This is a genomic window from Vogesella mureinivorans, assembly GCF_007644035.1.
GTDB lineage: Bacteria > Pseudomonadota > Gammaproteobacteria > Burkholderiales > Chromobacteriaceae > Vogesella > Vogesella mureinivorans.
Genome location: NZ_VMTV02001001.1, coordinates 43,770 through 62,330, shown reverse-complemented (window position 1 = coordinate 62,330; position 18,561 = coordinate 43,770). Strand labels below are relative to the sequence as shown.

Genomic DNA, 18,561 nt, shown 5'->3' with positions numbered 1-18,561 from the left:
TGGGCGTCGCTCTGCCTGTGGGCCCCCTTTCTGCGCCACGCTCCCGCTATCTTCATTTTTCTGTCACATGGCTGGCCTAGACTTCATTTCAATGATTCTTGTAATATTGATTTCAGCCGGAGCCCAGACATGACCCACCCTTTCGACACGCTTGCCATCCCCGATATGGATGGCCGTTTACTGCTGACACCGTGCCCCGGTACCCAGGCCGCTAGCCTGGCCCAGGCGTTGCACACCCTGCAGCAGGCCGGTGCCAGCGGTGTCATCAGCCTGATGCCGGCCGCCGAGCTGCAGCAGAACGGCGCCGATGGCCTGGGCGATGCGTGCGGCCAACTTGGCCTGGCCTGGTTTCACCTGCCGGTAGCGGACGACCGCGCACCGCTGGCGGATTTTGATAGCGCCTGGCAAGCCACCGCCCCCGACCTGCTGGCGCGGCTGCGTGCTGGCCAGTGCCTGGCCATTCATTGCAAGGGCGGGTCTGGCCGTACCGGCCTGATTGCCGCCCGCATCCTGATTGCGCTGGGCGTGCCACGCAGCACCGCCATTGCGCAGGTGCAGGCGCTGCGCCCCAAGGCTATCCAGCACCCGGTGCACCAGGCGTGGATCGGCCAGTACGACGCCGTTTAACTTTCTAGCGAGACACCCCACCATGACTATCAAGATCGGTATCAACGGTTTTGGCCGCATCGGCCGCCTGGCACTGCGTGTCGCCTGGGCCTGGCCCGAGTTCGAGTTTGTCCACATCAACGACCCGGCCGGCGATGCAGACACCCATGCCCACCTGCTGAATTTTGATTCGGTGCACGGCCGCTGGGGCCACGAGGCCAGCGCGGTAGACGGCGCCATTGTCATCGACGGCAAGCGCATTACCGTGAGCCACAACAAAGCCATTGCCGATACCGACTGGCGCGGCTGCGATGTGGTGATCGAAGCCAGCGGCAAAATGAAAACCGTAGCCGTGCTGCAGGCGTATCTGGCGCAGGGCGTGAAGCGCGTGGTAGTGAGCGCGCCGGTGAAAGAACCGGGCGCGCTGAACGTGGTGATGGGCGTGAACCAGCAGCTGTTCGACCCCGCCGTGCACCGCATCGTTACCGCCGCCTCGTGCACCACCAACTGCCTGGCGCCGGTGGTGAAGGTGATCCACGAAACCTTCGGCATCCGCCACGGCAGCATCACCACCATCCACGACCTGACCAACACGCAGAGCATTCTGGACCAGCCGCACAAAGACCTGCGCCGCGCCCGCGCCAGCGGCATGAGCCTGATCCCCACCAGCACCGGCTCGGCCACCGCCATTGCCGAGATCTTTCCCGAGCTGCGCGGCCGCCTGAACGGCCACGCCGTGCGCGTGCCGCTGGCTAATGCCTCGCTCACCGACTGCGTGTTTGAAGTAGAACGCGCCACCACGGCAGAAGAGGTCAACGCCGCGCTGCAGCATGCGGCCAACCATACGCTGCAGGGCATTCTGGGCTACGAGGCCCGCCCGCTGGTGTCTATCGATTACCGCACCGATCCGCGCTCGTCCATTATCGATGCGCTGTCCACCATGGTGATCAACGGCACGCAGGTGAAGCTGTACGCCTGGTACGACAACGAATGGGGCTACGCCAACCGCACCGTGGAGCTGGCGCGGCTGGTGGGCCTGGCCGACCAGGGCTAAGCCATGCAAGCCCTGTCCACGCTAACGCCGGCCATCCGCCAGTACCTGCTGGTAACGGCCAACTATTGGGCGTTCACCCTTACCGACGGCGCGCTGCGCATGCTGGTGGTGCTGCACTTTCACCAGCTGGGCTACGCACCGCTGCAGATTGCCGCGCTGTTCCTGTTCTACGAGGTATTCGGTGTGGTCACCAACCTGGTGGGCGGCTATCTGGGCGCGCGGCTGGGGCTGAACCGCACCATGAACCTGGGTCTGGCGCTGCAGGTACTGGCACTGCTGATGTTGGCCGCACCGGCCACCCTGCTTACTGTGCCGTATGTGATGGCCAGCCAGGCGCTGTCCGGCATTGCCAAAGACCTGAACAAAATGTCGGCCAAAAGCAGCATCAAGCTGCTGGTGCCGGACGGCGAGCAGGGCACGCTGTACCGCTGGGTGGCGCTGCTCACCGGCTCCAAGAACGCGCTGAAAGGCGTGGGCTTCTTTCTGGGCGGCGCACTGCTGGCCACGCTGGGCTTTGGTGGCGCGGTGCTGGGCATGGCGGCGCTGCTGGCGGCTATCTGGCTATTCAGCCTGTGGCAGCTGCGGCCAGACCTGGGCAAGGCCAAGGCCAAGCCGAAGTTTCGCGAGCTGCTGTCCAAAAGCCCGGCCATCAACAGCTTGTCGGCGGCGCGGCTGTTTCTGTTTGGCGCGCGCGACGTGTGGTTTGTGGTGGCGCTGCCGGTGTACCTCAGCACCGTGTTTGGCTGGGATTTCTGGCAGGTAGGCGGCTTTCTGGCCGCGTGGGTTATCGGCTACGGCGTGGTGCAGACGCTGGCGCCGGCCATTACCGGCAAAATGCAGGGCAGGGTGCCGGATGGGCGCAGCGCCTTTGTGTGGGCGGCCATGCTGGCCGGCCTGCCCGCCGTCATGGCCTTAGGGTTGGCCGCAGGCTGGCCCGCTGGCTGGGTGGTACTGGGCGGGCTGGCGCTGTTTGGCGTGCTGTTTGCGGTGAACTCGTCGCTGCATAGCTACCTCATTGTTAGCTACGCCAAGGCCGACGGCGTGTCGCTGGATGTGGGCTTTTACTATATGTCCAACGCCATGGGCCGCCTCATCGGCACCGTGCTGTCCGGCTGGGTGTACCAGCAATACGGCCTGGCCGCCTGCCTGTGGATATCTACCGTGTTTATTACCCTGGCCGCGCTAGTGTCGCTGGCCCTGCCGCAGCATGCGGCCAACCCTGCCCGAGAAAACGCATGAGCCTGCCCAAAGAAAGCGCCGTGAAACTGTTTGAAGCGCTGGCCTCCGGCGTGCGGCTGGACATCTACCGCCTGCTGGTACGCCAGGGGCACGAAGGCATGGTGGCCGGGCAGATTGCGGCCAACCTGGACCTGCCGGCCAATAATGTGTCCTTTCACCTGAAAGGCATGAGCCACGCCGGGCTGGTAACGGTGGCGCAGGAAGGCCGCTTTCAACGCTACCGCGCCAACCTGGCGCTGATGCAGCAGCTGCTGGCCTACCTGACCGACGAATGCTGCGCCGGCCAGCCGCAGCAGTGCCCCGAGCTGGCGCTGCCGTGCTGCCCGCCGCCGGTTACCCCGCTTGCTACACCCACCCTGGAGCCTGACATCATGTCCGATCGTGTCTACAACGTGCTGTTCATCTGCAGTGGCAACAGTGCCCGCAGCATCATGGCCGAAGCCATCCTGAACCAACTGGGCGAGGGCCGCTTTCGTGGCTACAGCGCCGGCAGCCATCCGCGCGGCTTTGTGCACCCGCACACGCTGGACACCCTGCGCCACAACCAGCACGACCCGGCTAGCGCGCGCTGCAAGAGCTGGGACGAGTTTGCCGGCCCCGATGCACCGGCGATGGATTTTGTGTTTACCGTGTGCGATGCCGCCGCCGGTGAAGCCTGCCCGGCCTGGCCCGGCCAGCCGATGACGGCGCACTGGGGGTTTGCCGACCCGGCCGCAGTAAGCGGCGACGAGGCCGCGCAGCACAAGGCCTTTGTGCGTACCTACCGCGACATCACCACCCGCCTGCGCCTGTTCCTCAGCCTGCCCCTGCACAAGCTGGACCGCCTGGCGCTGCAGCATGCGGTGCACGATATCGGCCGGCCAGACACGCTGAGCAGTGCAGAACAGCCATGAGCAGCACCTGCGACACCCGGCCGCCGTCTGCGGCCAAGGGCATGAGCCTGTTCGAGCGCTACCTTAGCGCCTGGGTAGCGGCCTGCATCGTGGTGGGCATCGGCCTGGGCCAGCTGTGGCCGCAGGGCTTTGCCGCGCTGGCCGCCATGGAAATTGCCCGCGTCAACCTGCCGGTGGGCGTGCTGGTGTGGGTGATGATCATCCCCATGTTGCTGAAAATCGACTTTGGCGCGCTGCATCAGGTGCGCCAGCACGTGCGCGGCATCGGCGTGACCCTGTTTGTGAACTGGCTGGTGAAGCCGTTTTCCATGGCCCTGCTGGGCTGGCTGTTCGTGCGGCAGCTGTTTGCCCCGTGGCTGCCGGCCGACCAGCTGGACAGCTACATCGCCGGGCTGATCCTGCTGGCGGCCGCACCCTGCACCGCCATGGTGTTTGTGTGGAGCCGGCTTACCGGTGGCGACCCGTACTTTACGCTGTCGCAAGTGGCGCTGAACGACCTGATCATGGTGTTTGCCTTTGCCCCGCTGGTGGCGCTGCTGCTGGGCGTGTCCAGCATCGCCGTGCCGTGGGCCACGCTGCTGACCTCGGTGCTGTTGTACATTGTGCTGCCGGTGCTGCTGGCGCAGGCGCTGCGCAAGTGGCTGCTGGCACGCGGCCCCGCCGCGTTCGAGCGCGCCATGGCGGCCATCCAGCCGTGGTCGATGGCGGCGCTGCTGCTAACGCTGGTGCTGCTGTTTGCCTTTCAGGGCCAGGCCATTCTGGCGCAGCCGCTGGTTATCGTGCTGCTGGCGGTGCCCATTTTGATCCAGGTGCTGTTCAACGCCGGCCTGGCCTACTGGCTGAACCGGCGCCTGGGCGAGCAGCACAGCGTGGCCTGCCCGTCGGCGCTGATTGGCGCGTCCAACTTCTTCGAGCTGGCGGTGGCAGCCGCCATCAGCCTGTTTGGCCTGCACTCCGGCGCCGCGCTGGCCACGGTCGTGGGGGTGCTGATCGAGGTGCCGGTGATGCTGCTGGTGGTGCGCGTGGTCAATGGCAGCCGCGGCTGGTACCAGCAAGGCTAAGGTTGGCCGCACGGCACAGGTAGCGATAAAAAGCCGATGGCGAGGGCCATCGGCTTTTTACTGCGCAGCGCGGGCGCTTACTGCGGCGGCTGCCACACGCCATCGTAAAAGAAGCGGCGGTAGCTGTGCAGCCACGGCTGGATATCGTGGCCGCCGGCGGCCAGCCAGTCTGCGCTGTAATAGCTGTTCAGATAGCGGCTGCCGTCGTCGCAGATCATGGTGACGATGCTGCCTGGCTCGCCACGCTGCAGCATGTCGGCCATCAGCAGGCACACGCCGTAAAAGTTGGTGCCGGTAGAGCCACCGCACTTGCGGCCCAGCACTTCTTCCAGAAAGTGGATGGCGGCGTAGCTGGCTACGTTCGGCACGCGAATCATGTGGTCGATCACCGTGGGGATGAACGACGGCTCCACCCGCGGGCGGCCGATGCCTTCCACGCCGGAGCCGCCCTCGCAGCTACAGTGCGCGTCGCCGCTAACGTAGCTGGCGTAAAAGGCCGAGTTTTCCGGGTCCACCACGCATACCTGCGTCTGCTTTTGCTGGTAGCGCACGTAGCGGCCAAAGGTGGCGCTGGTGCCGCCGGTGCCCGCACCACACACGATCCAGCGCGGCTCCGGCTGCGGTTCCAGCGCCATCTGGCGGAAGATGGTATCGGCAATATTGTTGTTGCCGCGCCAGTCGGTAGCGCGTTCGGCGTAGGTGAACTGGTCCATATAGTGGCCGTTCAGCTCGCGCGCCAGGCGCTGCGATTCGTCGTAGATAGTGGCCGGGTCGTCCACCAGGTGGCAGCGGCCGCCGTAGAACTCGATGGCGCGCACCTTCTCGCACGACGTGCTGGCCGGCATTACCGCAATAAAGGGTAAGCCCAGCAGGCGGGCAAAGTAAGCCTCCGACACCGCCGTGCTACCGCTGGACGCCTCGATCACCGGCGTGCCTTCTTTAATCCAGCCATTGCTCAACGCGTACAAAAACAGCGAGCGCGCCAGCCGGTGCTTCAGGCTGCCGGTAGGGTGGGTGGACTCGTCCTTGAAATACAGCTGGATACCGGGCGCCGCTGGCAGCACCAGCGGAATCAGGTGGGTGTCGCTGCTACGGTTGAAATCGGCCTCGATCTTGCGAATGGCCTGCATCAGCCAGCTTGTCATGGTGTCTCCTCGCCGGCCCAGGTTGGCCGCAAACGTCTTATTGGATACAAACCATTGTAGCGGGCCGGAACTGTGGCCATCAGTGGCAGCAGTGGCACAAAACGGGGATACAGTTGGGGGCTTGGGTGGGGGTGGTAGGGTAGGATGGTGGTAGGGGAGGGTGTGGTAGGGTGGGCAAAGCGCAGCGTGCCCACCAAGCCTGGTGTGGGTAAGTCGTGGGCACAGGGTGTGGGCTTCAGGGCGTAGGTTGGGTTGAGCGCAGCGAAGCCCAACGTTTACCGGGTATCTGGCTACCAGTTTCAAAAACGCGGTAAACGTTGGGCTTCATTTCATTCAGCCCAACCTACTGTGCTGACTGTGTACTTTCAAGCGTTGGCACCTACCAATGACTTGCAAAAGAATGCTAAATTTGATTAGCATTTCTTGTTATGCACACACATAAACCAAATATAAACCTGCAAAAGTGCATATTTCACGCTAGGCCTCACAGACGTTATGTTTGCGCAAATCAAGTCGGTAGTCGAAGCCGTTATCAGCGGCTTCAAGGGCATCCGCGAGTTCAAGACTCAGTTGGACCGAGACAGTGCCATTGAAAACATGCTTCGGTTCTACTTTGTTCTCAAGGACTGTGTCGACGAAGGCGAGGCATTGATCGTCGAAGCAGGAAGCAACCCTGTCGCAAAGATCAACGCAATGCCACCTGAAGAAGCGAAAGTCACCATTAAGCGATGGGATGACGCCCTGCGACGACAAGGTATTAGGCTGCGCATGCTTCAGGGGGCTCTCTTCGGACAGCCACAACTTGCGGTGATCAACCCGGAAGTTGAGAAAGCACTGAACACGGCTATCGGATACAAGATGAACCGTGCGGTGACTCTTCATGGAATTGGCGCAGGACTCTTCTTGCGCAATATGTTTCCATTGGAGGAAACCGACGAGAAGAAGGCTGAATTGGTTGTCTTCATGGCCGGCGAGAAGGGCCGTGCGGCTATTGATCTTGTGCGCATCCGCCGTGAGGTCGCCGATCTGCGAAGTGCCATGGAACAGTACCGCGGATTGGTTCAGCGGATGGCGAGCGACGCAGAGATCCTAAAGTTGAGCAAGAGCGCGCGCGAGTCCACTCGCCCGCCTGCCGAGTGAGGCTTAACACTTCGTTCGAGCCGACCCGCTCCGGCAAGGCTGCTTGGCCGCCGGGCCGCGGGTACCGTAAATGACGCCCAACGCCTCCGGCCTCCGGCCTCCGCCAGCCGGTTACTTCGAACGTTTGGCATTTTCGATTCACACACTTAGTGCGTAGGTTGGGCTGAACGCAGAGAAGCCCAACATTTACCGAGCCTTTAGCTGCAAGTCGCACAGACTTTCTTGAAAACACGGCAAACCTTGAGCTGAATGCCATTCAGCCCAAGCTACCGTGCTATAGGGCACGCGCCACCAAGGTATAGCAAAGGGGTAGCTGTGCCGGGCGATTTTCGTAGATCGCGTAATCTTCTTCGCGGTTCAGGTGAGGGTGTTCCTCAAGGCGTTGAATCTGGAACCCGCTATTGACACAGGCGGTGACGATGTCGCCCAGTGTGTGCAGAAACCAGTACCCGGTTTCTCCGGCGCCACCGTCACTTCCATCATAAGTAATGGCACCCTCGATCTTCACCGGTGTCTTCTCGAAATAACTTATCTCCGGTTGAAAGGGGTTCGCCGCATCGGGGTTAAAAATCTCCAGTATGGGATGGGTTTCATAAATGACCAAATGCCCACCTGTACGGACCAGCCCTCGCACAGCTTTGAAAAACCCCTGCAGATCAGGCATCCAGTTGATTACCCCAATGGTGATAAGTGCCAGGTCGTGCTGGCCCACATCGGCTGGGAGTTCATAAATGTTGGCTTCAAGCAAACGCGGATTGAGTTTGGCCTTTGACGCCAGAACGGCACCCTGAGCCAGAAATTCGGACGATTGGTCTATTCCCAGTGCAGGTATGGCGCCCAAATCTGCCAGTGACAACAGCTCGCGGGCATTATTGCAGCCAATTTGTACTGCGCTTCGCCCGGCAACGCCCAAATCGGTCAACGTAGCGGTGAGGCAGTTACCCAGCACATTGAAACCGGGCTGACTGGCGGCGAGTAACAGTGCATCCCATGAGCTGCCTTGTCCATGCAGGTGCGCTGATGCGTTCCATGCAGCTTTATTGGCATTTGTGTAAGTCAGGGTGGAAGCGCTTTTCATAGTCAATACCTGTCAAGGTAAACGGTGCCGGAGTACCGACTTCAGTTACTGTCCACGAAGTTCATCGGCGAAAGACCAGTCTTCGTTGAGCACCGCTGCGACCAGAATTGGAAGGAACTCCTTGAATGAATCTGCCAGCAGCCGCTTCTCATCCTCATCCCGTCCGTAGGCAATGACTTGGCCGACGACACCGTTTGGGCCTGGGTCGAAGTCCAAACCGATGTGATTGCCGCCATAGTCGTGAGTCAGAGGAATCCAACATCGATTGGTGTACATCGGCTTTACTGCACCTAGTGGCGCTGAGGACATGAAGTCAGCACAATCATCATTCATTCCGGGCTCATCAATGGTGCGCCACGTGTCCCACTGCTGACAAATGCTTTCGGTCGATAGCAATTCGCGGCCCACATAGATGCCGAGCTTGGCACTTATTTTTTGTCCGTTGTGCTCAGACAAGAATGCATGGAGCGCCTGCGGAAGCGATTGACCAATGTGCTGCTCGAGATCTGCCAATTGCGCGGATGTTGCACCTTCATTGAGGTCACAGGAGTCGAACAAACGTTCTTGTTGCAAATGAGCAATGATTGTATTCCACGCATTAATCATTAAAGATCCTTTATTAACGACGCCCAAAGTTTGACATGAGAGGCTTGCCCCAGATTGACGGAGAACGTCCTCTCGACGGAAGGCTTGGGTGTTATGTTTGTGCTGTGTGGTATTGAAACCTTAGACAAACGTGGTTCCATCTTTCGCAGTATCTGGCGGCTCGATGAGTATGAAATGAGCCTCCTCGGTGGCTACCGGGCGATGCTCCACACCACGTGGAATAACGAGCATTTCTCCAGGGCCGAGGTGAACACTGCGATCGCGCATTTCGATCGTGATATTTCCCTTGAGTACCAAAAATAAGTCGTCTGTGTTTTCATGCTTGTGCCAGGCGTATGCGCCCATTGCTTTGGCCACCATGACTTCATTGCCATTGAAGTGCGCAACCGTTGCCGGTTGCCATGGCTCTGAAAGGTTTGATAGCACAGCCGACAACTTGACCGAGTTCATGGCATTGCACTCTTTCTGTGTGAAGTGGGAAATGACGCCTAACGTGAAATATGCACCTAAGCAGGTATATATTTGGCTCTTTAGTGTGCTTGGTCAATAATGATATAAAAATTTTTTCATTATTTTTCAAGTATTTAGAGCTATTAATGTCTGAAAGTACACAGCCAGATTGGGCTGCCTTGCCACGCTTACCGGAAGGTCAGGTTGACTGCCGGTCGCTGTCAGTGACACGGCGATTACCTGCAGGCTGATTGGTACGAATAATGGACAAGGGTGTGATGTGGTTTCTGCTCGCGAATTTGTGCTCACGCAGCAGCGCCGCAAGCCGCCTGCGGCCAACCTTGAACCAAAAGAAAAAGGACCTGCAGCGTACGCTGCAGGTCCTTGCTTTCTTGGTGGGCCCCCCGGGAGTCGAACCCGGCACCAACGGATTATGAGTCCGCTGCTCTAACCAGGCATGAGCTAGAGGCCCTAGAGGGGGTCAATTATAGCAAATAATTTGCTTATTGGTTACCCGGTTCGTTGTCCAGGAAGCTGCGCAGACGCTCGGAGCGGGTAGGGTGGCGCAGCTTGCGCAGGGCCTTGGCTTCGATCTGGCGGATACGCTCGCGCGTTACGTCAAACTGCTTGCCTACTTCTTCCAGCGTGTGGTCGGTGTTCATGTCGATACCGAAACGCATGCGCAGTACCTTGGCTTCGCGCGGGGTGAGCGAGTCCAGTACTTCTTTGGTGGCGTCGCGCAGGCTGGCGTACATGGCGGCTTCGGCCGGGGCTACGGTCACCGAGTCTTCGATGAAGTCGCCCAGGTGGCTGTCGTCGTCGTCGCCGATCGGGGTTTCCATCGAGATAGGCTCTTTGGAAATCTTCATGATCTTGCGGATCTTGTCTTCCGGCATCTCCATTTTTTCGGCCAGCTCGGCCGGGTCCGGCTCGCGGCCGGTTTCCTGCAGGATCTGGCGGCTGATGCGATTCATCTTGTTGATGGTTTCGATCATGTGTACCGGAATACGGATGGTACGTGCCTGGTCTGCAATGGAGCGGGTGATGGCCTGGCGAATCCACCAGGTGGCGTAGGTGGAGAACTTGTAGCCACGGCGGTATTCGAACTTGTCCACCGCCTTCATCAGGCCGATGTTGCCTTCCTGGATCAGGTCGAGGAACTGCAGGCCGCGGTTGGTGTATTTCTTGGCGATGGAGATCACCAGGCGCAGGTTGGCCTCGATCATTTCGCGCTTGGCCAGGCGGGCTTTGGTTTCGCCCGACGACATCTGGCGGTTGATCTCTTTCAGATCGTTGATGCCCAGCATGGACTTCTGCTGCATATCGGCGATCTTGGTTTGCTTCTCGATAATGGCGTACTTGAAGCGGCCCAGTACGTCGGACCAGTCTTTGCCACTGGCGATTTCTTTTTCAACCCATTCCAGCTTGCATTCGTTGCCGGGGAAGTTTTTCACGAAGTACTGGCGGTCCATGCGTACGCGGGTCACGCAGATGTCCAGGATTTCGCGTTCCAGCTTGCGGATGCCGTTTACGCCGCTGCGCAGGCTTTCGCACAGGCTTTCGATCTGGCGGGTGGAGAAGCGCACGCCCATGAACAGCTCGGTGATGGCGGCCTGGGCTTCGTTGTACTGTTTGCTGGCGTAGCCGTGTTTTTCCAGGGCTTTGAGCAGGGCGGCGTAGTGTTCGCGTACCTGGGCAAAGTGGGCCAGGGCGGCTTGTTTCAGCTCTTCGAGGTTGGCTTCGCTCACGGCAGCTTCGTCGACGGCTTCGTCTTCTTCGTCTTCTTCTGCTTCGTCTTCGGCCAGCTCGGCGTCTACTTCTACCGGCTCGGCAAATTCTACGGCGACGGCGGTGTCGGCTTCGGGGTCGATCATGCCATCGATGACTTCATCGATGCGCAGCTCGCCGGCTTCGACACGGCTGATCAGCGCCAGGACCTCTGCCACGGAACCCGGGCAGGCGGACAGCGCCTGAATCATGAACTTCAGGCCTTCTTCGATACGCTTGGCGATAACGATTTCGCCTTCGCGGGTCAGCAGCTCTACCGAGCCCATTTCGCGCATGTACATGCGCACGGGGTCGGTGGTGCGGCCGAACTCGGAGTCGACCGAGGACAGGGCGGCTTCGGCTTCTTCTACTGCGTCTTCGTCTGCCACGGCCGGGGTGGCGTCGGACATCAGCAGGGTTTCAGCATCGGGCGCTTCGTCGTAAACCTGGATGCCCAGGCCACCAATCATGGTGACGATGTTTTCGATCTGTTCGGCGTCGGAGACGTCTTCGGGCAGGTGGTCGTTGATCTCTGCATACGTGAGATAGCCACGTTCCTTGCCCAGGGCAATCAGCTGGCGCAAGCGTTTACGCTGCTCTTCCAGGCTCATTGGCTCGGTTGCCGGTTCGTTGTTCTGTTTCTTGGTGTCGGGAGATGCCGCCATTTGGTTTCCTGCTCGAAAAAGCCGAAAAAAACAATTGATTATATCACAACTACGTGTACGGGGCTCGGTCAGCTGGCTGGGGTTGGCCGCATGCGGCGGGCTAGCAGGGTGCGCAGAAGCTGTAGTTCTTCTTGCGACAGGTGCTCGTAGCCTTTGTTAGACAGTGTCGAAACCAGCTCGTCATCGTAGCGGTCCATGAGTTTGTCAAAACCCAGCATGAAGTTTTCCCGGTCCAGCTCGTTGGGGTTGATGAATTCTTCACTTCTGAGTTGTGAGTCTTGCAGCACCGAATCAATGATGGATTCGTGCTCGGTATGGCGGAAACCTTCCGCCAGCACGGCGCAGCTGGGTAGCTGTTCGCTGGCTTGTACTCTTTCGATGATGGCCACCAGGGCGGCCATTTCGCCTTCGTAGATTTCGTTCTCGCGTATCTGTATGGCCAGCGCCCATTCCGGGTTCATCAGCACGTCGCGTATCTGCTTGCGCATGATGGGTGTGCTGGCCGGGCGGGTGGATTCGCGCGGCAGGCGGTATTCGCGCCGGCCTTTGCGTTCGGGCCGGCTGTGGCCCATCAGCATGTCGATTTCGTCGACTTCCATCTGCGCCAGCTCGGCCAGGCGTTTCTTGATGATATAGCCCAACATGGGGGCGGCTATCTGGTCTAGCAAGGGCTTGGCTTGCTTGATCAGCTCGGCGCGGCCTTCCGGGCTGGATAAATCGACGCTGGCGGTGAGCTCGCGGGTGAAGTAGGCCGAGAGCGGAATGCTCTGCTCGCGCAGCGCGGCTTCGAAGGCTTCGCGGCCGTGTTCGCGGATGTAGCTGTCCGGGTCGTGCTCTTGCGGCAGAAACAGGAAATGCAGCGCCTTGCCGTCTACCAGCTGCGGCAGGCTGTTTTCCAGTGCGCGCCAGGCGGCTTTCTGGCCGGCTTTGTCGCCGTCGAAGCAGAAGTACACCTGGTCGGCGTGGCGTAGCAGCTTGCGGACGTGTTCGCCGGTGGTGGCGGTGCCCAGCGTGGCTACGGCGTATTCCACGCCGTATTGCGCCAGGGCGACGACGTCCATATAGCCTTCTACTACCAACACGGCGTTGGCGTTGCGGATGGCCTGGCGGGCTTCGTACAGACCGTACAGCTCGCGGCCCTTTTCAAACAGCGGGGTTTCCGGCGAGTTCAGGTATTTGGGCTCGCCTTTGCCCAGCACGCGGCCGCCAAAACCGATGATGGCGCCACGCTGGTTGCGGATGGGGAACATCACGCGGTCGCGGAAGCGGTCGTAGCGGCGGCCAGTGTCTTCGGCCTCGATTACCAGGCCGGATTCCAGCAGGGCCGGGTTCAGGTATTCGCTAAACACGGCTTGCAGGTTTTGCCAGTCGCCGGGGGCGTAGCCCAGGCCGAAGCGGGCGGCGATTTCGCCGGTGAGGCCGCGGCCTTTCAGGTAGCTGATGGCGTTCACGGCGCTTTTGAGCTGCTGCTTGTAGTAAACAGCGGCCTGGCTGAGGGCGCTTTCCAGCGACAGCTGTTTTTCGCGCGCGGCGCGGCTGGCCTCGGGGTTGGCCGCACGTTCTTGTGGTACTTGCAGGCCGATGCCTTCGGCCAGGCTTTTGACGGCGTCCACAAAGGGCAGCCCCTGGTATTCCATCACGAAGCCGATGGCGGAGCCATGCGCGCCGCAGCCAAAGCAATGGTAGAACTGCTTGGTGGGGCTAACGGTGAAGGAGGGGGATTTTTCTTTGTGGAACGGGCAGCAGGCCATGTAGTTCTGGCCTGCCTTTTTCAGCGGGACATAGCGATCCACCACGTCGACAATGTCGACGCGGGATAGTAGCTGATCGATGAAGTCCTGCGGGATCATCCGGCGGGCTTAGCCGGCCAGCTTGGCTTTGATGCGGGCAGACACGGCGCCCATGTCGGCGCGGCCGGCCATGTGCGGTTTCAGCAAGGCCATCACTTTGCCCATGTCCTGCATGCCGGCAGCGCCGCTGGCGGCGATGGCGCCGTCGATCATGATGTCGATTTCTTCGGCGGTCAGCTGTTGCGGCAGGTAGGCGGTCAGTACGGCCATTTCGGCTTTTTCTTTGTCGGCCAGGTCCTGGCGCTGGGCGGCTTCGTACTGGGTGATGGAGTCACGGCGCTGTTTCAGCATTTTGTCCACCACGGCGGTGATGCCGGCGTCGTCCAGCTCCACACGCTCGTCCACTTCTTTTTGCTTGATGGCCGCCATCAGCAGGCGAATGGCTGCCAGACGGTCGGTTTCGCGAGCTTTCATCGCGGTTTTCATGTCTTCGGAGATGCGGGCTTTCAGGCTCATGATGGTGTCCGTGCGGGGTGGGGTAAGGTTGGCCGCAGCAGGGCTGCAGCCAGCGCATAAATAGCAAAACCGCAGGGCGGGCCTGCGGTCTTGTGCTTGCTACCGTAAAGCTTAGAACAGCTTCGGTGGCAGCATCTGGCTGCGGATACGCTTGTAGTGGCGTTTCACGGCAGCAGCTTTTTTACGCTTACGTTCAGCGGTTGGCTTCTCGTAGAATTCGCGGGCGCGCAGTTCGGTCAGCAGACCGGTTTTTTCGATAGCGCGCTTGAAGCGACGCATGGCAACTTCAAACGGTTCGTTCTCTTTAACGCGGATAGTCGGCATTTAGCTGAGGTCCTTAAATCTTTTGGCTTGAGGCATTTCTGCCTCGAGGAAAATGAGTATTCTAAACAACGTTGTAGCTTTTGTAAAAGCCAGATGCGTGGCAACGGGTATTAGTGTGCACTGCGCATCATCCCGAACGGGAAGAAATCACCCCCTCACGTGGCGAACTCGGTGTCGCCGAATAAAAGCGTTTAGGCATACGCCCGGCCAGGTACGCTTCGCGACCGGCCTGGACGCCCAGTTTCATGGCCAGTGCCATCCGCACAGGGTCTTGTGCGGCGGCAATGGCGGTATTCATCAGTACCCCGTGGCAACCCAGCTCCATGCCGATGGTTGCGTCCGAGGCGGTACCCACGCCGGCATCAACCAGCACGGGGACATTCGATTGCTCGATGATGAGCTGCAGGTTCCACGGGTTCAGGATGCCCATGCCGGAGCCGATCAGGCTGGCCAGCGGCATGATGGCGCAGCAGCCTATCTGTTCCAGCTCTTTGGCGACGATGGGGTCATCCGAGGTGTAAACCATCACGTCGAAGCCTTCCTTCACCAGGGTTTCGGCGGCTTTGAGCGTGTCGCGTACGTTGGGGTACAAGGTATGCGGGTCGCCCAGTACTTCCAGCTTTACCAGGCGGTGGTCGTCCAGCAGCTCACGCGCGAGGCGCAAGGTCCGCACGGCGTCGTCTGCGGTGTAGCAGCCTGCCGTATTGGGCAGCAGTGTATACCGGTTTTTTGGCAAAAAGTCCAGCAAATTCGGCTCGTTAGGGTTTTGCCCCAGGTTCACGCGGCGGATGGCCACGGTAACGATTTCGCAGCCGGAGGCATCCAGCGCGTCGGCAGTTTGCTGGAAGTCGCGGTATTTGCCGGTGCCAACCAGCAGGCGCGATTGGTAGGATTGTCCGGCGATGATCAATGGGTCTTGCACGCTTGGTCCCTTGCTAAAGTTAACCGCCGCCCACGGCGACGACGATTTCCAGCGCATCACCCTCTGCAAGCGGGGTGTTGGCATGCTGGCTACGCGGTACGATTTCGCCATTGCGTTCTATGGCAATGCGCTTGCCGGTGAGGCCCAGCTCGGCAATCAGGGCGGCCAGGCTGTCTACGTGCCCGGAGAGCGTGCGGTCTTCACCGTTAATGCGGATGCAGGGCATGGTGCTAGCGTCTTTCTGCGCGCTGGACGACTTCCACTTGCTGAACCTGTGCCAGCACTTTTTCCAGATGCTGCAGGTTGTCTACCTGCAGGCGGAAGTGAATGTGGATGTAGCCGTCCTGGCTGTGGTTGTCTTGCGTGTCGACGGTTTCGATATTGGCCGAGGCGTGCGAGATGGCGGCGGCGATATCGGCCAGCGCACCGCGCTGGTTAAACGCCAGAATGCTGATGTTCACACCGAACATGCGGTCTTTTACCGCTTCCCAGCGTACTTCCAGCAGCTTTTCTGCCTCCACGCGCTGCACGTTGTGGCAGCTGCCGCGGTGAATCAGCAAGCCTTGGTCTTTTTTGGCGATGCCGACAATCTGGTCGCCCGGTATCGGGTTGCAGCAGTTGGACAGGTGGATAGCGGCGCCTTCGTTGCCCCGGATGGCAATCGGGCCCAGCGCGGCCTGCTGTGCTTGCTGGCCGGATAGCTCCAGCAGCTTGCGTGCCACCACGGCGGCCAACTGTTTGCCGGTGCCGATGTCGGCCAGGATGTCGCTAAAGCGGCGGTTGCGCTCGCCCAGGCGGGCCAGCAGCGCGTCTTCCAGCTCGGGCGTGATGTCCGGCTCAAAGGCTGACAGCGCGCTGGCGGCCTGGCGCAGCAGCTTTTGCCCCAGCTGGATGGCGTCTTGTGTCTGTAGCGATTTCAGATAATTGCGAATGCCGGAGCGCGCACGGCCGCTTTGCACGAAATTCAGCCACGACGGGTTGGGCTTGGTTTGCGTGGAGGTAATGATGTCCACGGTGTCACCGTTACGCAGCACGCTGCGCAGCGGTACCAGGTTGTGGTTCACGCGGGCGGCGATACAGCGGTGGCCCACGTCGGTGTGTACCGCGTAGGCAAAATCCACCGGGGTGGAGCCATGCGGCAGCACGATAATCTTGCCCTTGGGTGTAAACACGTACACCTCGTCGGGGAACAGGTCGATCTTGATGTGTTCCAGGAACTCGACGGCGTCGTCGCTTTCGGCCTGCATGTCCAGCAGGCTTTGCAGCCACTGGTGCGTGCGCTGCTTGGCGGCGTCGATGCTGGCGTGGCCGGATTTGTACATCCAGTGCGAGGCAATGCCGGCTTCGGCCACCGCGTTCATTTCACGGGTGCGGATCTGCATTTCCACCGGTGTGCCGTAGGGGCCGAACAGGGTGGTGTGCAGGCTCTGGTAGCCGTTGCCCTTGGGGATGGCGATGTAGTCCTTGAACTTGCCCGGAATCGGCTTGTACAGGCTGTGCAGCGCGCCCAGTGCCAGGTAGCAGCCGGGGTTGTCTTTGACGATGATGCGAAAGCCGTAGATATCCAGCACTTCGGAAAACGACAGGCTTTTTTCCTGCATTTTCTTGTAGATGCTGTACAGGTTTTTCTCGCGGCCTTTGATGGTGGCCTCGATATTGGCCTCTACCAGCTTCTGGCTAACGGCTTTCAGGATCTTGTCCACCACCTCGCGCCGGTTGCCGCGTGCGGCACGCACGGCTTTGGACAGCACGTGGTAGCGGTGCGGGTGCAGGTGCATGAACGCCAGGTCCTGCAGCTCGCGGTAGACCTTGTTCAGGCCGATGCGGTTGGCGATGGGGGCGTAGATTTCCAGCGTTTCCAGCGCTATGCGCTGGCGCTTGTCTTCGCGCATGGCGTCCAGCGTGCGCATATTGTGCAGGCGGTCGGCCAGCTTCACGATGATCACGCGGATATCGCGTGCCATCGCCAGTACCATTTTGCGGAAGTTTTCCGCCTGGGCGGTTTCCTTGGTCTGGTATTCCAGCTTTTCCAGCTTGGACAGGCCATCGACCAGGTCGGCAATGGTGCGGCCAAACTGGTCGGACAGCGTGGGCTTGGTGACGCCGGTGTCTTCCAGTACGTCGTGCATCAGCGCTGCGGCCAACCCTTGGGCATCCAGCCGCCAGTCGGTGAGCATGGTGGCTACCGCTAGCGGGTGGGTGATGTAGGGCTCGCCGCTTTTGCGGGTCTGGCCTTCGTGCGCGTCGCGCGCGGTGATGAAGGCCTGGCGCAGTAGCTGTACGTCTTCGGGCTTCAGGTAACGCGATGCTGCCAGAAATAACGCCTCGGCCTCGGCGTCAACGAGTGCGTTGTAGTCGATAGGGGAGGCGTTATCCGCGGTCATCGGCAGAATCAGCCTTTGTGGCGGGTGAGGATTTCGCGGCCAACGTGGCCACCGGCGATTTCGCGCAGGGCAACAACGGTAGGCTTGTTACGGCCTTGCTCTACAAAAGCGGTGGCACCGGAGGCTACCTGACGGGCACGGTAGGCTGCTGCCAGGGTCAGGTCGAAGCGGTTGTGGATGCGGTCGAGGCAATCGTCAACGGTAATACGGGCCATGGTATGTCTCTTTCACAAAGGGTGAAGCAAAAAGATAAGGGATTGTGCGATCCGGATAAAGCCCTAGCGGGGCGTTTGCATGCCGGTAATACTGCTGCGGTGGCGCTGCAGCTGGCGCGTGCTGTGCAGGCGCTGGCTGCGGATCACGCTGATCAGGTCCAGGCGGGCCTGGTCGAAATCATCGTTTACGATCAGGTAATCGTATTCGGCTACCTGGTCGATCTCCATGCGTGCCTCGGACAGGCGGCGCTGGATGACTTCTTCGCTATCGGTGGCCCGGCCACGCAGGCGGGCTTCTAGTACGGGCAGCGATGGTGGCAGGATGAATACGGCCACGGCTTCGTCGAACACCTTGCGGACCTGGCGGGCGCCCTGCCAGTCGATTTCCAGCAGGATATCGTGGCCTGCGGCCAACCTTTCACGCAGCCAGCGCGCGCTGGTGCCGTAGTAGTTGCCGTAGACCTCGGCGTACTCCAGGAAGTCGCCAGCGGCGATCATGCCTTCAAAGGCGGCGCGGTCGACAAAATGGTAGTTCTTGCCGTCTACCTCGCCTTCGCGCGGGGCACGCGTTGTATAGGATACCGACAGCTCTACACCGGGCTCCGCTTGCAATAGCGCGGCCACCAGCGAGGTTTTACCGGCGCCGGAGGGGGCTACCACGATAAAAATCGAGCCTTGGGCTGACGTCATGTAAGCGCTTCCTAAC

At 60.4% G+C, this 18,561-nt stretch carries 19 protein-coding genes and 1 tRNA gene; 6 read left to right on the top strand and 14 right to left on the bottom strand.

The window, feature by feature from the left end; genetic code table 11:
• Window positions 1-129 precede the first annotated feature (129 nt).
• From FLQ44_RS22200 to arsB, 5 genes are read left to right on the top strand one after another with little or no spacing between them, the layout of a single operon-like run.
• Window positions 130-627: a cyclin-dependent kinase inhibitor 3 family protein gene (locus FLQ44_RS22200; RefSeq protein ID WP_147696103.1), complete on the top strand. Its 498-nt coding sequence runs from the start codon at window positions 130-132 to the stop codon at window positions 625-627.
• Window positions 628-649: 22 nt separating this feature from the next.
• Window positions 650-1,660, top strand: a complete 1,011-nt coding sequence (locus FLQ44_RS22195) for an ArsJ-associated glyceraldehyde-3-phosphate dehydrogenase (RefSeq protein WP_147696102.1) — start codon at window positions 650-652, stop codon at window positions 1,658-1,660.
• A 3-nt stretch (window positions 1,661-1,663) separates the two neighbouring features.
• Window positions 1,664-2,899, top strand: a complete 1,236-nt coding sequence (gene arsJ, locus FLQ44_RS22190; protein WP_147696101.1) for an organoarsenical effux MFS transporter ArsJ — start codon at window positions 1,664-1,666, stop codon at window positions 2,897-2,899.
• Window positions 2,896-3,792 carry an arsenate reductase/protein-tyrosine-phosphatase family protein gene (locus FLQ44_RS25475; protein WP_147696100.1) on the top strand — a complete coding sequence of 299 codons (897 nt, stop codon included), beginning with the start codon at window positions 2,896-2,898 and terminating at the stop codon, window positions 3,790-3,792. Before arsJ ends, FLQ44_RS25475 begins: the two co-directional genes overlap by 4 nt.
• Window positions 3,789-4,853 (top strand): ACR3 family arsenite efflux transporter, encoded by a 1,065-nt coding sequence (gene arsB, locus FLQ44_RS22180; RefSeq protein ID WP_147696099.1) that lies wholly within the window; start codon window positions 3,789-3,791, stop codon window positions 4,851-4,853. Before FLQ44_RS25475 ends, arsB begins: the two co-directional genes overlap by 4 nt.
• Window positions 4,854-4,930: 77 nt before the next feature.
• Here arsB and FLQ44_RS22175 read toward each other — a convergent pair whose 3' ends face one another.
• Window positions 4,931-5,998, bottom strand: a complete 1,068-nt coding sequence (locus tag FLQ44_RS22175; protein WP_147696098.1) for a PLP-dependent cysteine synthase family protein — start codon at window positions 5,996-5,998, stop codon at window positions 4,931-4,933.
• A 495-nt stretch (window positions 5,999-6,493) separates the two neighbouring features.
• Here FLQ44_RS22175 and FLQ44_RS22170 point away from each other — a divergent pair, with 495 nt between their 5' ends.
• Window positions 6,494-7,138: a hypothetical protein gene (locus FLQ44_RS22170; RefSeq protein ID WP_147696097.1), complete on the top strand. Its 645-nt coding sequence runs from the start codon at window positions 6,494-6,496 to the stop codon at window positions 7,136-7,138.
• 274 nt (window positions 7,139-7,412) lie between these two features.
• Here the strand turns inward: FLQ44_RS22170 and FLQ44_RS22165 are convergent, their stop codons facing one another.
• The 13 genes from FLQ44_RS22165 to gmk all read right to left on the bottom strand — a co-directional run bounded on the left by FLQ44_RS22165 (window position 7,413) and on the right by gmk (window position 18,545).
• Entirely contained in the window at window positions 7,413-8,216 is an 804-nt protein-coding gene (locus FLQ44_RS22165) for a class I SAM-dependent methyltransferase (RefSeq protein ID WP_147696096.1), read from the bottom strand.
• Window positions 8,217-8,261: 45 nt separating this feature from the next.
• Window positions 8,262-8,822 (bottom strand): SMI1/KNR4 family protein, encoded by a 561-nt coding sequence (locus FLQ44_RS22160; protein ID WP_147696095.1) that lies wholly within the window; start codon window positions 8,820-8,822, stop codon window positions 8,262-8,264.
• Between the two features lie 120 nt (window positions 8,823-8,942).
• Window positions 8,943-9,272 (bottom strand): cupin domain-containing protein, encoded by a 330-nt coding sequence (locus FLQ44_RS22155; RefSeq protein WP_147696094.1) that lies wholly within the window; start codon window positions 9,270-9,272, stop codon window positions 8,943-8,945.
• A gap of 393 nt (window positions 9,273-9,665) precedes the next feature.
• Window positions 9,666-9,744, bottom strand: a tRNA-Ile gene (locus tag FLQ44_RS22150).
• A 31-nt stretch (window positions 9,745-9,775) separates the two neighbouring features.
• Window positions 9,776-11,704: an RNA polymerase sigma factor RpoD gene (rpoD, locus tag FLQ44_RS22145; protein WP_147696093.1), complete on the bottom strand. Its 1,929-nt coding sequence runs from the start codon at window positions 11,702-11,704 to the stop codon at window positions 9,776-9,778.
• A gap of 68 nt (window positions 11,705-11,772) precedes the next feature.
• The gene (gene dnaG, locus FLQ44_RS22140; RefSeq protein WP_147696092.1) at window positions 11,773-13,554 is read right to left on the bottom strand and encodes a DNA primase; all 1,782 of its coding nucleotides are present in this window, start codon (window positions 13,552-13,554) and stop codon (window positions 11,773-11,775) included.
• A 9-nt stretch (window positions 13,555-13,563) separates the two neighbouring features.
• Window positions 13,564-14,010 (bottom strand): GatB/YqeY domain-containing protein, encoded by a 447-nt coding sequence (locus FLQ44_RS22135; protein ID WP_147696091.1) that lies wholly within the window; start codon window positions 14,008-14,010, stop codon window positions 13,564-13,566.
• A 111-nt stretch (window positions 14,011-14,121) separates the two neighbouring features.
• A complete protein-coding gene (gene rpsU, locus FLQ44_RS22130; RefSeq protein ID WP_026108126.1) occupies window positions 14,122-14,334 on the bottom strand; it encodes a 30S ribosomal protein S21 in 213 nt (70 codons plus the stop codon).
• Window positions 14,335-14,461: 127 nt separating this feature from the next.
• Window positions 14,462-15,256 carry a thiazole synthase gene (locus FLQ44_RS22125; protein WP_147696090.1) on the bottom strand — a complete coding sequence of 265 codons (795 nt, stop codon included), beginning with the start codon at window positions 15,254-15,256 and terminating at the stop codon, window positions 14,462-14,464.
• A gap of 19 nt (window positions 15,257-15,275) precedes the next feature.
• Entirely contained in the window at window positions 15,276-15,482 is a 207-nt protein-coding gene (thiS, locus tag FLQ44_RS22120; RefSeq protein ID WP_147696089.1) for a sulfur carrier protein ThiS, read from the bottom strand.
• Window positions 15,483-15,486: 4 nt separating this feature from the next.
• Window positions 15,487-17,646, bottom strand: a complete 2,160-nt coding sequence (locus FLQ44_RS22115) for a RelA/SpoT family protein (protein ID WP_438698039.1) — start codon at window positions 17,644-17,646, stop codon at window positions 15,487-15,489.
• A gap of 2 nt (window positions 17,647-17,648) precedes the next feature.
• The gene (rpoZ, locus tag FLQ44_RS22110; protein WP_017509856.1) at window positions 17,649-17,855 is read right to left on the bottom strand and encodes a DNA-directed RNA polymerase subunit omega; all 207 of its coding nucleotides are present in this window, start codon (window positions 17,853-17,855) and stop codon (window positions 17,649-17,651) included.
• 63 nt (window positions 17,856-17,918) lie between these two features.
• Window positions 17,919-18,545 (bottom strand): guanylate kinase, encoded by a 627-nt coding sequence (gmk, locus tag FLQ44_RS22105; protein ID WP_147696088.1) that lies wholly within the window; start codon window positions 18,543-18,545, stop codon window positions 17,919-17,921.
• Window positions 18,546-18,561 lie beyond the last annotated feature (16 nt).

Excerpts from the sequence above, each read along its gene's own strand:
- FLQ44_RS22200 (WP_147696103.1), top strand. The coding sequence starts at position 130 with ATGACCCACCCTTTCGACACGCTTGCCATCCCCGATATGGATGGCCGT.
- FLQ44_RS22195 (WP_147696102.1), top strand. The coding sequence starts at position 650 with ATGACTATCAAGATCGGTATCAACGGTTTTGGCCGCATCGGCCGCCTG.
- arsJ (WP_147696101.1), top strand. The coding sequence starts at position 1,664 with ATGCAAGCCCTGTCCACGCTAACGCCGGCCATCCGCCAGTACCTGCTG.
- FLQ44_RS25475 (WP_147696100.1), top strand. The coding sequence starts at position 2,896 with ATGAGCCTGCCCAAAGAAAGCGCCGTGAAACTGTTTGAAGCGCTGGCC.
- arsB (WP_147696099.1), top strand. The coding sequence starts at position 3,789 with ATGAGCAGCACCTGCGACACCCGGCCGCCGTCTGCGGCCAAGGGCATG.
- FLQ44_RS22175 (WP_147696098.1), bottom strand. The coding sequence starts at position 5,998 with ATGACAAGCTGGCTGATGCAGGCCATTCGCAAGATCGAGGCCGATTTC.
- FLQ44_RS22170 (WP_147696097.1), top strand. The coding sequence starts at position 6,494 with ATGTTTGCGCAAATCAAGTCGGTAGTCGAAGCCGTTATCAGCGGCTTC.
- FLQ44_RS22165 (WP_147696096.1), bottom strand. The coding sequence starts at position 8,216 with ATGAAAAGCGCTTCCACCCTGACTTACACAAATGCCAATAAAGCTGCA.
- FLQ44_RS22160 (WP_147696095.1), bottom strand. The coding sequence starts at position 8,822 with ATGATTAATGCGTGGAATACAATCATTGCTCATTTGCAACAAGAACGT.
- FLQ44_RS22155 (WP_147696094.1), bottom strand. The coding sequence starts at position 9,272 with ATGAACTCGGTCAAGTTGTCGGCTGTGCTATCAAACCTTTCAGAGCCA.
- rpoD (WP_147696093.1), bottom strand. The coding sequence starts at position 11,704 with ATGGCGGCATCTCCCGACACCAAGAAACAGAACAACGAACCGGCAACC.
- dnaG (WP_147696092.1), bottom strand. The coding sequence starts at position 13,554 with ATGATCCCGCAGGACTTCATCGATCAGCTACTATCCCGCGTCGACATT.
- FLQ44_RS22135 (WP_147696091.1), bottom strand. The coding sequence starts at position 14,010 with ATGAGCCTGAAAGCCCGCATCTCCGAAGACATGAAAACCGCGATGAAA.
- rpsU (WP_026108126.1), bottom strand. The coding sequence starts at position 14,334 with ATGCCGACTATCCGCGTTAAAGAGAACGAACCGTTTGAAGTTGCCATG.
- thiS (WP_147696089.1), bottom strand. The coding sequence starts at position 15,482 with ATGCCCTGCATCCGCATTAACGGTGAAGACCGCACGCTCTCCGGGCAC.
- rpoZ (WP_017509856.1), bottom strand. The coding sequence starts at position 17,855 with ATGGCCCGTATTACCGTTGACGATTGCCTCGACCGCATCCACAACCGC.
- gmk (WP_147696088.1), bottom strand. The coding sequence starts at position 18,545 with ATGACGTCAGCCCAAGGCTCGATTTTTATCGTGGTAGCCCCCTCCGGC.